Origin of the sequence: Nitrospirillum amazonense, from assembly GCF_029594735.1 — a bacterium.
Lineage (GTDB): Bacteria > Pseudomonadota > Alphaproteobacteria > Azospirillales > Azospirillaceae > Nitrospirillum > Nitrospirillum amazonense.
Genome location: NZ_JARPAF010000002.1, coordinates 2,157,909 through 2,171,012, shown reverse-complemented (window position 1 = coordinate 2,171,012; position 13,104 = coordinate 2,157,909). Strand labels below are relative to the sequence as shown.

Below are 13,104 nucleotides of genomic sequence, written 5' to 3'. Positions count from 1 at the left end.
CGGGAAGGGGGACGGCGGCCATGGGGGATCGGTCGATCCGCGTGCTGGGCCTTGATCCGGGCTTGCGCAACATGGGCTGGGGCGTCATCGACGTTTCCGGCAACCGGTTGACGCATGTCGCCGACGGGGTCGTGCATTCCGACGACCGGGATGACCTGGCCCGCCGTCTCGTCACCCTTTATGAGGGGCTCCAAGACGTCATCCGGACCTGGACGCCGGACGAGGCGGCGGTGGAAGAGACCTTCGTGAACAAGAACCCCGTCTCAACCCTGAAACTGGGGCAGGCGCGGGGCATCGCCCTGCTGGCCCCGGCGCGGGAGGGGCTGTCCGTGTCGGAATACCCGCCCAACCTAGTGAAGAAGTCGGTGGTGGGCGCCGGCCACGCCGACAAGACGCAGGTGCAGGCCATGGTGCGCATGCTGCTGCCGGGCTTCCAGCTGTCCAAGGCGGACGCGGCCGACGCCCTGGCCGTCGCCATCTGCCACGCCCACCACAGCCAGACCCGGCGCCTGGTAGGCGGCATCATGGCGGGGGCGGCGCGATGATCGCGAAACTAAAAGGTCTTTTGGACAGCACCGGCCTGGACTGGGCCATCATCGACGTGGGCGGGGTAGGCTATCTCGTCTCCGCCTCCTCCCGCACCTTGCGCCGCCTGGGCGGGGCGGGGGAGGCCGTCTCGGTCTTGACCGAGATGTGGGTGTCGGAAGACAAGATGCAGTTGTTCGCCTTCGCCGACGTGGCGGAGCGGGACTGGTTCCGCCTGCTGACCACGGTGCAGGGGGTGGGCGCCCGCGTCGCCCTGGCCGTGCTGTCCGTGCTGTCGCCGGAACAGATCGCCCAGGCCCTGATGGCCCAGGACAAGACAGCGCTGACACAGGCCGACGGCGTGGGGCCCAAGCTCGCCACCCGCATGATCAGCGAACTGAAGGACAAGGTGCCGTCGCTGGCGCTGGCCCCCACCTTGGCCGGCACGCCGGCCGGGAAGACGGACGCGGCCGCCGCGCCCGCCGCCAACGGCGCCGTGGCCGATGCCGTCTCCGCCCTGGTCAACCTGGGCTACAAGCGGTTGGAGGCCTTCGCCGCCGTCACCACCTGCGCTGCCCGCCTGGGGCCTGAGGCCGGCGTTTCCGAACTGATTCGCGCCGGTCTCAAGGAACTGAGCGCATGAGCGGCCCGGAGTCGGACCGTCTGGTGAGCCGCGAACGGGCCGCGGGGGATGGGCAGGACGTGTCGCTGCGTCCCTTGTCCCTGGCAGATTTCACCGGCCAACGCCAAGTGCGCGAGAACCTGTCCATCTTCATCCAGGCCGCCCGCTCACGGGGCGAGTCGCTGGACCATGTGCTGCTGTTCGGCCCGCCCGGCCTGGGCAAGACCACCCTGGCCCAGATCTTGGCGAAGGAGATGGGGGCGGGGTTCCGCGCCACCTCCGGCCCGGTCATCGCCAAGGCGGGCGACCTGGCGGCCCTGCTGACCAATCTGCAGCCGCACGACGTGCTGTTCATCGATGAGATCCACCGCCTGTCGCCGGCGGTGGAGGAAATCCTCTATCCGGCCATGGAGGATTTCCACCTGGACCTCATCATCGGCGAGGGGCCGGCCGCCCGCTCCGTCCGCATCGACCTGCCGCCCTTCACCCTGGTTGGCGCCACCACCCGCTCCGGCCTCATCACCCGCCCCTTGCGGGAGCGATTCGGCATTCCCCTGCGCATGCAGTTCTATGAGCCGGAGGAATTGCAGCTGATCGTCAGCCGCGCCGCTCGCCTGCTGGACATGACGCTGCTGCCAGAAGGGGCGCTGGAGATCGCGCGCCGCTCGCGCGGCACGCCCCGCGTGGCCGGCCGCCTGCTGCGCCGGGTGCGCGACTTCGCCGCCGTGGCCGGCGCTACCGAGATCGACGCCCGCGCGGCGGACATCGCCCTCACCCGGCTGGAGGTCGATCGGCTGGGCTTCGATGCCATGGACCGGCGCTATCTCAATTGCATCGCCAACAATTACGGTGGCGGCCCGGTTGGGGTGGAGACGCTGGCGGCCGCCCTGTCGGAACAGCGCGACGTGCTGGAAGAGGTGATCGAGCCCTATCTGATCCAGCAGGGCCTGCTGCAGCGCACGCCGCGCGGCCGCCTGCTGACCGACATGGGCTATCGCTATCTGGGCCTGCCCGCCCCTGCCACCCCGGCGCGCCAGCTGGACCTGCTGGGGCCCATGGATGTGGAAGGGCCGGACGCGGAGGAGGGGCCGGATGTCTGAGGCCCTTGACCTGCTTGGGGGCCATCTCTCCGGCCACATGGTGGGCGACGTCCACCACTTCCCCGTCCGTGTCTATTACGAGGATACGGACGCCGGCGGCATCGTCTACCACGCCAACTACCTACGCTATGCCGAGCGGGCGCGGACGGAGATGCTGCGGGTGCTGGGCGTGCCGCATGCGGAGCAGGTGGCGGCGAGCGGCGTCGCCTTCGCCGTGCGTCGCTGCATGATGGATTTTCTGGCGCCGGCCCGGCTGGAGGACACACTTCTGGTGCGCAGCCGCATCACCAGTGTCACCGGTGCCACGGTTTTAGCGGAACAGACCATATACCGGCCACAAAGTGGTGGCATCGTGCCAGCCGGCCAGGCCACGGAAGACGATCGGGTCCTGGTCCGGCTGACTTTGAAACTGGCCTGCATCAACGCCCAAGGAAGGGCGGTGCGGGTCCCAACGCCGGTGGCGCAAGCCTTCGCCCGTTTGGGTGCCAGCCGCGGAAGCGGCGAGGAAAAAGACCGTGGCGCCGGCGAAAAGATCAATTCGAAGGGTGACGGCGCGTCGGCGGACGCCCCGTCTGAAGAGTGAGAGTGGCGATGCAGCATCAGATCATGAATTTCGTGGCCTTGGGCGCCAATCCGGCGGCGGACCTGTCGGCCCTCAGTCTGTTCATGACGGCCAACTGGCTGGTCAAGGCCATCATGCTGGGGCTGCTGGCGGCCTCGGTCTGGGTGTGGGCCATCATCTTCGACAAGTCGATCAAGCTGCGCCGCATGAAGGCCGCCGCCGCCGATTTCGAGGAGCAGTTCTGGTCCGGCGGTTCGCTGGACCAGCTGTATGAAGAGGTGGGCAAGGCCCCCGGCGATCCGCTGTCCGCAACCTTCGCCGCCGGCATGCGCGAATGGCGCCACGCCAATGAGCGCGGGCTGACCTCCTCCGGCGCCATGCGCGCCAACCTGGCCCAACGCATCGAGCGCGTCATGTCCGTGACCGTCAGCCGCGAGATGGCGCAGACGGAACGCTACATCACCGTGCTGGCCACCGTCGGGTCCAACGCCCCCTTCGTCGGCCTGCTGGGTACGGTGTGGGGCATCATGCACAGCTTCACCAGCATCGCGGCGGCCGGCAACACCAGCCTGGCGGTCGTGGCCCCCTCCATCGCCGAGGCGCTGTTCGCCACGGCCCTGGGCCTGGTGGCGGCCATCCCGGCCAGCATCGCCTACAACAAGTTCTCTTCCGACATCGCCCGCTTCGGCGACCGGCTGGACTCATTCGTGACAGAATTCAGCGCCATCCTGCAGCGCCACCTGGAAGAGCGGGGCTGACATGGGCGCGTCGCTATCGGGAAAGCAGTCCACCGGCCGGGGGCGGCGCCGCGCCCGGCCCATGGCCGACATCAACGTGACGCCCATGGTGGACGTCATGCTGGTGCTGCTCATCATCTTCATGGTGACGGCACCCCTGCTGACCGTGGGCGTGCCGGTCGACCTGCCCAAAAGCAAGGCCCCGGCCATCCCCGGCCAGGACGAGCCGCTGGTCGTATCCATCCGCGACAACGGCGACGTCTACCTCAACGAGACCAAGACGGACTTGACCGACCTGGTGCCGCGCCTGGAAGCCATCAGCCAGAACAACGCCGACGCGCGCATCTTCGTGCGAGGCGACAAGTCCCTGGCCTATGGCCGCATCGTCGAGGTCATGGGGGCGATCAGCAGCGCCGGCTACAAGAAGGTGTCGCTGATCGCGCAATTGCCTGACACCCCGGCCCGTCGCTAGCAGGAAGCCAGACCGATCCCATGCGTCCGGCCATCATCTTTTCAGTCGTCCTGCACGTCGCGCTGCTGCTGCTGGCGATCCTTGGCCTGCCTTTGCTGAAAAGCGAACCGCTGGTCATGTCGGAGCCTGTGGCGGTGGAGATGGACATCAGCGAGCTGACCAACACCTCGGTCAAGCCGCCGGAAACCCCGCAGCCGCCGGCGCCCAAGGCGCCCGAGCCGCAGCCCGACCCGACCCCGCCCACCCCGCCGCAGCAGCAGGCCGAGGCTGAGCCGACTCCGCCGCCGCCGGAAAAGGTGCCGGAGCAGCCGCCCCCGCCCGAGCCGCCCAAGCCGGAACCGCCCAAGCCCGCGCCCACCCCGCCGCCCCCGCCGGAGCCCGAGGCCCTGCCCATCAAGAAGATGGAGGTGCCCAAGGTGGAAGAGCAGAAGACGGTGGAGCTGGAACAGCCCAAGCCCGTGCCGAAGCCGGAACCGAAGCCCGAGCCGCCCAAGCCGGAACCCAAGAAGCCTGAGCCGCCGAAGAAGGATACGCCGTCCCTGGACAGCATCCTGAAGAACGTGGACAAGCTGAAGGAAGACAAGCCCAAGGACACGGCGAAGGACACCCCGGCGAAAGACACGCCGAAGACACAGCAGACCTCGGTCGCTCAGCCTCAATCCGACCATCTTTCGGCGTCAGAACAGGATGCCCTGCGCTCGCAATTGGCGGGTTGCTGGGCAGTGCCGGCTGGCGGCAAGGATGTGGACAAGATGAGCGCCGACATTCGCGTCACCTTCGACAGTTCCATGCGCGTCACCAAGGTGGACTACGTGTCCGGCAACGGCTCGCTGTCCAACCCAACGTACCGCAGCTTCGTGGAAAGCACCCTCCGCGCGCTGCAGAAGGATCAGTGTTCGACCTTGCGCCTGCCCAAGGAAAAGTACGGCGGGGCCGGGTCCATCGTGTTCACGTTCAGCCCGAAGGACATGTTCTGATGACCACGCGACAGACGCTAACCGCCTTACGGCGCGCCATCGCCCTGGCTGCCGTGATGATTATGGCGGTCGCGGTTCAGGCCAAGGCCGAGCTGCATCTCGATATCACCACGGGCAATGTCCAGCCGCTGCCCATCGCCGTCACCCAGTTCTATGGTGAGGCGGTGGGCGCGCAGATCGCCAACGTGGTCGAGGCCGACCTGGAACGCTCCGGCCTGTTCCGCCCGCTGGACCACCGCGCCTTCATCCAGACGCCGGACCAGCTGGCCAATGGGTTACCGCGCTATGGCGACTGGAAGGTCATCAACGCCCAGGCCCTGGTCAGCGGCACCGCCAGCGTGCAGCCCGACGGCCGCCTGAAGGTGGAATTCCGCCTGTTCGACGTGCTGGCGCAGCAGCAGCTGACCGGCCTGGCCTACTTCACCCAGCCCGACGGCTGGCGCCGTATCGCCCACATCATCGCCGACGCCATCTATAAGCGCATCACGGGCGAGGATGGCTACTTCGACACCCGCATCGTCTACATCGCCGAATCAGGTCCGGCGACGGCGCGGCAGAAGCGGCTGGCCATTATGGACCAGGATGGCGAGAACAACCTGTATTTGACCGATGGCCGGGTGCTGGTGTTAACGCCGCGTTTCTCGCCCACGGCTCAGGAAATTACATACCTGAGTTACTTCAACAACAGGCCTAGGGTGTACATCTTCAATGTGGACACCGGCCGGCAGGAAGTTTTGGGTGACTTCCCCGGCATGACCTTCGCCCCGCGTTTCTCGCCCGACGGCAACAAGGTCATCATGAGCCTGGCCCAGAACGGCAACACCGACATCTATCTGCTGGACCTGCGCACCCGCCGACAGACCCGCCTGACCGACAATCCGGCCATTGACACCGCGCCGTCTTTCTCGCCCGACGGAAGTAAAATTACTTTCGAATCTGATAGAGGCGGAAGTCAGCAGATCTATACAATGAATGCTGATGGCACGAATGTTCAGCGCATTACTTTCGGTGCCGGCAAGTATGGCACGCCGGTGTGGTCGCCCCGCGGTGACCTCATCGCCTTCACACGGATCAACGGTGGCCGGTTCTCAATCGGCGTGATCCGCCCCGACGGTTCCGGTGAGCGTGAGCTGAGCACCGGTTACTTGGTTGAGGGCCCGACCTGGGCGCCCAACGGCCGTGTCCTGATGTATTTCAAGGAAAAGCCGACGGGTGAAGGCGGCCGTCAGCGCCAGGTCCGCCTCTACTCCATCGACCTCACCGGACGCAACGAACGGCAGATGCTGACGCCCACGGACGCCTCCGACCCCGCTTGGTCGCCCTTGATTCCGTGATAAGCCCACAGTACTTTCGCAGCGCAAGAGCGACGTAAGACTTGTCGGTCTACAGAGACGGGAATAAGTGGCGGTGGCGGCTTGACAGCTGCCGCCGCCACCTCACTTCAATCGAGATCGCGGTCGCGATAATAGCAATCCCACTTTAAAGTTGTCCGTAGGGGGTCTCAAACTATGCGCATGAACTATCTGAGCCTGTGTGCTGCTCTGGCCCTGGTGGCCGCTTGCTCCTCCACCCCGGAGAAGAAGGCTGAAGTCGCCACCGGCGGTACCGCCACCACCACCACCACGCCGCCGGCCGCCAAGCCGACCGGCCCGGTCCCGGGTTCCAAGGAAGACTTCGTGGTCAACGTTGGTGACCGCGTGTTCTTCGGCTACGACAAGTTCGACCTGACCCCGGAAGCCACCGCGACCCTGGATAAGCAGGCCGCCTGGCTGAAGAAGTATGGCCAGGTCACCATCACGATCGAAGGCCACGCTGACGAGCGCGGCACCCGCGAGTACAACCTCGCCCTGGGTGAGCGTCGCGCCAACGCCGTGAAGAACTACCTGACCGCCACCGGCGTCGACCTGGCCCGCGTGCAGGTGATCAGCTACGGCAAGGAGCGTCCCGCCGTCCTCGGTTCCAACGAGGCCGCCTGGGCGCAGAACCGTCGCGGCGTGACGGTCATCAACTAAGCTGCCCCATCCGGGTGGTTGGTTAAAAGGGCGCCGTTCGACCCCGTGGGGATCGAACGGCGCCTTTTTTCTTGGTGTCCGCTTTACTGTCCGCTTACTGGGCGAATAGTACTTTTGGCCAGAGTAATACTGCTTATGAGGTAAATGGGCCCGCGGACGCCCCTTCCGGGCGGGCGGGTCCCGCGCTAAGGTCGCGCTTGGCGGGCCGCCGGGCCCTTGCCAAGCTTGTCTTCCGTTCCCCGCTGATTCTTCCCCGGAACCGATCCATGACGCCGTCGCTGTCGTCCCCGACCCTTTCCCCTTCCCACAACCGTGGCGGCCGCCGCTGGTGGCAGGGCGCTTCCCGTTGGATGGCGCTGTGCAGCATGGCCGCCCTGGTCGCCGTCCCGCTGCTCACGCCGGCGCCGGCCGGGGCGCAAAGCCGGGACATGCAGGATCTGCTGAACCGCCTGTCCCGCCTGGAGACGGACGTGCAGACCTTGTCGCGGGACGTTTACCGCAACGGCGTCAAGCCCTCGGGCCCCATGACCGGCACCCCCGGTGGTGGCGGCTCGTCCGCGGCGGCGGAGATCGAGGTGCTGAAGCTGCAGATGGAAACCCAGACGCAGCAGCAGACCGGCAAGTATGAGGAGCTGGCCTACCAGGTCAGCCAGATCAAGGAGCGGCTGGACAAGCTCTCGGCCGACATCGACCTGCGCCTGCAGAAGCTGGAGGACAAGGCCGGTATCGGCCTGGGCGCCTCCACCGGTGGCGGCGATGCCGGCACCCCACCGTCATCCGACCTGAAGGGCGGCGGCAAGCCGCCGCTGCCCGGCACCGACACCGGCCCGGTGCCGCCCCCGGGCGGGGCCAAGGGCGGCGCCCCGGCCACGGCGCCCGCCGACTCCGGTGGCACCCTGCCGGCCGGCCCGGCGCAGGACCAGTACGACTACGCCTTCAACCTGCTGCGCCAGGGCGACGCCCCCAACGCGGAAAAGGCCTTCACCCAATTCCTGAAGCAGAACCCCGACAGCCCGCTGGCCTCCAACGCCCAGTACTGGCTGGGGGAGACCTTCTATATGCGCGGCAACTACAAGTCCGCCGCCGTGGCCTTCGGTGACGGCTACAAGAAGTACCCGAAGAGCAACAAGGGCGCCGACTACCTGCTGAAGCTGGCGCTGTCCCTGGACGGCCTGGGCGACAAGGCCAGCGCCTGCGTGGTGCTGAAGCAGCTGGACGCCGACAAGGACGCCGCCCCCACGCTGAAGCGCCGGGGCGAGGACCAGAAGAACCGCCTGGGCTGCAAGTAAGAGGGAAAGGGGGGCGCCATGGGCGACGGCCGGGCGCCCCCCGCATCAATCATGGAGGCAGGCGAGTCGCGGGGCGTGGTGATCGACGACGCCCGGTTCGCGCACCTTTTGGCCCCATTGGGCCCGTTTGAGACCGCCCCCACCCTGGCCGTCGGCGTTTCAGGCGGCCGCGACAGTTTGGCGCTGACCCTGCTGGCCGACCGCTGGGCGCGCGCCCGGGGCGGCCGGGTCGAAGCCTTCACCGTGGACCACGCCCTGCGGCCGGAGTCGGCGGCGGAGGCGGCGCAGGTCGGCCGCTGGCTGGCGGCGTGGGACATTTCCCACACCATCCTCACCTGGACGGGCACCAAGCCCACCACCGGATTGCAGGCGGCGGCGCGCCAAGCCCGCTATGACCTGCTGGCCGCCGCCTGCCGGGCACGCGGCATCCTGCACCTGTGCCTGGCCCACCATCGCGAGGATCAGGCGGAAACCGTGGCGCTGCGTCAGGCGGGCGGCAGCGGGGCGGACGGGCTGGCCGGCATGGCCGCCGCCCGCGCCCTGGCCGATGTGCGCCTGTTGCGCCCCCTGCTGACCGTCAGCCGCGCCGATCTTGGCGCGACCTGCCAGGCCTTCGGCCAGCCCTGGATCGACGACCCTTCCAACCTTATGGAGCGTTATGCCCGGGGCCGGCTGCGGCGCCAGGGCGTGCCGCTGGGCGACCTGCTGGCCCAGGCGGCGCAGGCGGGCCAGGCGCGGGCGGCGTTGGAGTCCGGCTTGGCCGATGCCGTGGCCCGCCATGTGCTGCTGGCGCCCGAAGGCTATGCGGTCCTGGACGCGGATGCCCTGTGGACGCTGCCCCGGCCCGTGGCCCTGCGCCTGCTGGCCGGCTTGGCGGCGGCCGTGGGTGGCCAGCCCTACCTGCCGCCGGCGCAAGGGGCGGAGCGTCTGCTGACGGCCTTGCCCGGCTTGTGGGGGCCCGGGGCCGGGGCTTTGGCGCTGACCCTGGCCGGCGCCCAGGCGCGGCGGCTGGGCGGTACCGGGGACCGGCGACGCTTGTTGTTGTTGCGCCAGGCGGGACGCATGGTGCCGCCGGTCCCGCTGACGGGTGCGGCCTGCCGCTGGGATGGGCGTTTCCAGGCGGTCGGGAACCGCGGGGAAGCTGGGTTGGCGCTGGGCGCCCTGGGCTCGGTGGAGGCGCGCTGGCTGGCGGCGCTGGATCTGCCGGCGCTTGTCCGGATTCCCAAGGCGGTTTGGCCCACCCTGCCGGCCCTGCGCCGGGACGGACTGTTGGTGGCGGTGCCACATTTGGCCTGGGCCGTGGAGCCGCTTTCGACGGGCGAGGGGATGCCGGCGGGGGGGCTAACCTTGCCCCGGCTGGCGTTCCGCCCGCTGTCGCCCCTGGCACCTCCCCCGTTTTTGCCGCCTATGGAGGCCGGCCTAGACGTGATGGCAGTTGTCTCAGACGCCCGCGTCATTATCTAATGGAAACGGTCCCGGTGGATATCCGCATGAAATGCGCGAAATCGGCCGGGCGGGCTGCGACCCCCGCCATTGAAACCGGCCATGCGGGCCGGGTGGCAGGGCGCGGTTGGTCGAGGAAAGGCTGAGAGACGTGAACAACTTCGGTAAAAATTTGGCGCTGTGGGCTTTTATCGGCGTCTTGCTGTTCGTTCTGTTCAACCTTTTCCAGACTTCCACCAATCGGACGACGCAAGCCAGCATCCCCTTCAGCGAACTGCTGGAAGAGGTTGATCGCGGCACCGTCGCCGACGTGACGATCAAGGGCCCGCAGGTCACCGGCCATTACCGCGACAACCGCACCTTCTCGACCTACGTGCCGCCGGAAAGCAATCTGGTGACCCGCCTGGCCGACAAGAACGTGAAGATCACCGCGGTGCCGGACGACAGCGGCAACCCGACCCTGTTCAGCATCATCATCTCGTGGCTGCCCATGCTGGTCCTGATCGGCGTGTGGATCTTCTTCATGCGCCAGATGCAGTCCGGCGGCGGCAAGGCCATGGGCTTCGGCAAGAGCCGGGCCCGCCTGCTGACCGAGAAGGTCGGGCGCGTCACCTTCGACGACGTCGCCGGCATCGACGAGGCCAAGCAGGAACTGGAAGAGATCGTGGAGTTCCTGAAGGACCCGCAGAAGTTCCAGCGCCTGGGCGGCAAGATCCCGAAGGGCGTGCTGCTGGTGGGCCCGCCGGGTACGGGTAAGACGCTGACGGCCCGCGCCGTCGCGGGTGAGGCCAACGTGCCGTTCTTCACCATCTCCGGCTCCGACTTCGTGGAAATGTTCGTTGGCGTGGGCGCGTCCCGTGTGCGCGACATGTTCGAGCAGGGCAAGAAGAACGCCCCCTGCATCATCTTCATCGACGAGATCGACGCCGTCGGCCGCCATCGTGGCGCCGGCTTGGGCGGCGGCAACGACGAGCGAGAGCAGACCCTGAACCAGCTGCTGGTCGAGATGGACGGGTTCGAGGCGAACGAGGGCGTCATCCTCATCGCCGCCACCAACCGCCCCGACGTGCTGGACCCGGCCCTGCTGCGCCCCGGCCGCTTCGACCGTCAGGTGGTGGTGCCCAACCCCGACGTGCAGGGCCGCGAGAAGATCCTGAAGGTCCATATGCGCAAGGTGCCGCTGGCCCCTGACGTGGACGCCCGCACCATCGCCCGCGGCACCCCCGGCTTCTCCGGCGCCGACCTGTCCAACCTGGTGAACGAGGCGGCACTGCTGGCCGCGCGCGCCGGCCGCCGCGTGGTGGGCATGGGTGAATTCGAGGCCGCCAAGGACAAGGTCATGATGGGCGCCGAGCGCCGGTCCATGGTCATGACCGACCGGGAAAAGAAGCTGACCGCCTATCACGAGGCCGGTCACGCCTTGGTCGGCCTGTTCATGCCGGAGAGCGACCCCTTGCATAAGGTCACCATCGTGCCGCGCGGCCGCGCCCTGGGCGTGACCATGAGCCTGCCGGAGCGTGACAAGTACGCCTATTCCAAGATCGAGCTGGAATCCAAGCTGGCCATGATGTTCGGCGGCCGCGTGGCGGAAGAGCTGATCTTCGGGGCGGAGCAGGTGACCACCGGCGCCGGCAACGACATCCAGCAGGCCACCAACATGGCCCGCCGCATGGTGACGGAGTTCGGCATGAGCGCGCGGCTGGGCCGGGTGCGCTACAACGCCAACGAGCAGGAAGTGTTTCTGGGCCATTCCGTGACCCAGCAGCAGAACATCTCCGAGGCCACCTCTCAGCTGATCGATGAGGAAATCCGCCGCATCATTGAGGAGGCCGAGGGCCATGCCCGCCGCATCCTGACGGAGCACATGGACGACCTGCACAACGTCTCCAACGCCCTGCTGGAATACGAGACGCTGTCGGGCGACGAGGTCCGCGCCCTGCTGCGGGGCGAGAGCATCGTGCGTCCGGAATCGACGGAGCCGCCCAAGGTACCGCCGCGCGGCGTCGGCCGACGCACCTCGGTGCCCACCACCAGCGGCACCACCAGTGCCGAACCCGGCCCCTTCACGCCGGAGCCACAGCCCGGGACCTGACCGGCCGCACCCCCTTCCCAGAACCCCCGGTCGCCCTCGCGCCCGGGGGTTTTGTTTTTTCGGTGGCGCTCCGCCGTGGGGCAGGGCTGTCGCCAGGGCGGGTGACGCCGACGCGGGCGGGGGACTAGGATCGCGGCAACGCGTGAGAGGGTTTCATGCCATCCGACCTGCCTTCCGTTTCGTTGGACCCGTGGGCTTCCGGCGCACCCGTTGCCGCCGAAGGCGTGTACCTGACCCCTGTGGGGCTGTTGTCCGGCTTGCATGCCCCCGATGGCCATCCGCTGGCGGGTACGGCCTTGTCCTTCACGCAGGTGGAGGTGGCAGTGCGGCGCCCTGATGCGGTTGCCCGCAAGGTGATGGAGCCGCGCGATTTGGTTGCCTGGGCCGCTACAGCCGGGGTGGGCGAGGCTGTCGGCCGGCGCCTGGCCGCCTTGTCAGCGCCGCGCCCGGCCTTTGCCGGCCTGGACCTTTCCCGGCCCTTGGTGATGGGCATCGTCAACGTCACGCCCGACAGCTTCTCCGATGGAGGGGACTTCGCCGCCGCCGATGCCGCCATCGCGCACGGTCAGGCCTTGATGGCGGCCGGCGCCGACATCCTGGACATTGGCGGTGAAAGCACGCGACCGGGCGCCGCCCCGGTGTCGCCGGAGGAGGAGGCCGCGCGGGTGGTGCCCGTCATCCGCGCGCTGGCGGCGGCGGGGGCGGTCATCTCCGTCGACACCCGCCACGCCCCGGTCATGGCGGCGGCACTGGATGCCGGCGCCCGCATCATCAATGACATCAGCGCGCTGGAGGGTGATCCCGACAGCCTGGCCCTGGTGGCGGCGCGCGGCTGCCCGGTCGTGCTCATGCACATGCAGGGCGACCCCCGCACCATGCAGCTGGAACCGCGCTACGCCGACGCCGCCCTGGATGTCATGGACTATCTGCTGGCGCGGGTGGAGGCGTGCGTGGCCGCCGGTATCCCCCGTGCACGCATCGCCGTCGATCCCGGCATCGGCTTCGGCAAGACGGTGGAGCATAATCTGGACATTCTGCGCCACACGGCGCTCTATCATGGCACCGGCTGCGCCCTGCTGGTGGGCCTGTCGCGCAAGCGATTCCTGGCGGCCCTGTCGCGGGGGGAGGCGCCGAAGGACCGGGTGGCCGGATCGCTGGCCGCCGGCCTTGCCTGCCTGGACCGGGGCGCGCATGTCCTGCGGGTGCATGATGTAGCCGAAACGGTGCAGGCGCGGGCCCTGTGGCAGGCGCTGAACGGCTTCGATATTTAGAC

General features: G+C 68.1%; 13 protein-coding genes. All 13 read left to right on the top strand.

What is annotated here, in order from left to right:
• Positions 1–20: 20 nt before the first annotated feature.
• The 13 genes from ruvC (at position 21) to folP (ending at position 13,102) form a co-directional block, all read left to right on the top strand.
• Positions 21–545, top strand: a complete 525-nt coding sequence (gene ruvC / locus P5F91_RS15945) for a crossover junction endodeoxyribonuclease RuvC (protein ID WP_145611626.1) — start codon at positions 21–23, stop codon at positions 543–545.
• Positions 542–1,168, top strand: coding sequence for a Holliday junction branch migration protein RuvA (gene ruvA / locus P5F91_RS15940; RefSeq protein WP_277907594.1), 627 nt, complete (start codon positions 542–544; stop codon positions 1,166–1,168). The genes ruvC and ruvA overlap by 4 nt, the downstream gene beginning before the upstream one ends.
• Positions 1,165–2,247: a Holliday junction branch migration DNA helicase RuvB gene (ruvB, locus tag P5F91_RS15935; protein ID WP_277907593.1), complete on the top strand. Its 1,083-nt coding sequence runs from the start codon at positions 1,165–1,167 to the stop codon at positions 2,245–2,247. Before ruvA ends, ruvB begins: the two co-directional genes overlap by 4 nt.
• A complete protein-coding gene (locus tag P5F91_RS15930) occupies positions 2,240–2,830 on the top strand; it encodes a YbgC/FadM family acyl-CoA thioesterase (RefSeq protein WP_277907592.1) in 591 nt (196 codons plus the stop codon). Before ruvB ends, P5F91_RS15930 begins: the two co-directional genes overlap by 8 nt.
• 8 nt (positions 2,831–2,838) lie before the next feature.
• Positions 2,839–3,567, top strand: a complete 729-nt coding sequence (gene tolQ / locus P5F91_RS15925; protein WP_044564671.1) for a protein TolQ — start codon at positions 2,839–2,841, stop codon at positions 3,565–3,567.
• Position 3,568: 1 nt separating this feature from the next.
• Positions 3,569–4,018, top strand: coding sequence for a protein TolR (gene tolR / locus P5F91_RS15920; protein WP_145611631.1), 450 nt, complete (start codon positions 3,569–3,571; stop codon positions 4,016–4,018).
• A 20-nt stretch (positions 4,019–4,038) separates the two neighbouring features.
• A complete protein-coding gene (locus P5F91_RS15915; RefSeq protein ID WP_277907591.1) occupies positions 4,039–4,995 on the top strand; it encodes a hypothetical protein in 957 nt (318 codons plus the stop codon).
• Positions 4,995–6,329 carry a Tol-Pal system beta propeller repeat protein TolB gene (tolB, locus tag P5F91_RS15910; protein ID WP_145611635.1) on the top strand — a complete coding sequence of 445 codons (1,335 nt, stop codon included), beginning with the start codon at positions 4,995–4,997 and terminating at the stop codon, positions 6,327–6,329. Before P5F91_RS15915 ends, tolB begins: the two co-directional genes overlap by 1 nt.
• A 174-nt stretch (positions 6,330–6,503) precedes the next feature.
• Positions 6,504–7,007: a peptidoglycan-associated lipoprotein Pal gene (gene pal / locus P5F91_RS15905; RefSeq protein ID WP_145611637.1), complete on the top strand. Its 504-nt coding sequence runs from the start codon at positions 6,504–6,506 to the stop codon at positions 7,005–7,007.
• A gap of 266 nt (positions 7,008–7,273) precedes the next feature.
• Positions 7,274–8,296, top strand: coding sequence for a tol-pal system protein YbgF (gene ybgF / locus P5F91_RS15900; RefSeq protein WP_145611639.1), 1,023 nt, complete (start codon positions 7,274–7,276; stop codon positions 8,294–8,296).
• 18 nt (positions 8,297–8,314) lie between these two features.
• Positions 8,315–9,760, top strand: coding sequence for a tRNA lysidine(34) synthetase TilS (gene tilS / locus P5F91_RS15895; RefSeq protein WP_277907590.1), 1,446 nt, complete (start codon positions 8,315–8,317; stop codon positions 9,758–9,760).
• Positions 9,761–9,890: 130 nt separating this feature from the next.
• Positions 9,891–11,831: an ATP-dependent zinc metalloprotease FtsH gene (ftsH, locus tag P5F91_RS15890; RefSeq protein WP_088871791.1), complete on the top strand. Its 1,941-nt coding sequence runs from the start codon at positions 9,891–9,893 to the stop codon at positions 11,829–11,831.
• Between the two features lie 155 nt (positions 11,832–11,986).
• The gene (folP, locus tag P5F91_RS15885) at positions 11,987–13,102 is read left to right on the top strand and encodes a dihydropteroate synthase (RefSeq protein WP_277907589.1); all 1,116 of its coding nucleotides are present in this window, start codon (positions 11,987–11,989) and stop codon (positions 13,100–13,102) included.
• Positions 13,103–13,104: the final 2 nt, after the last annotated feature.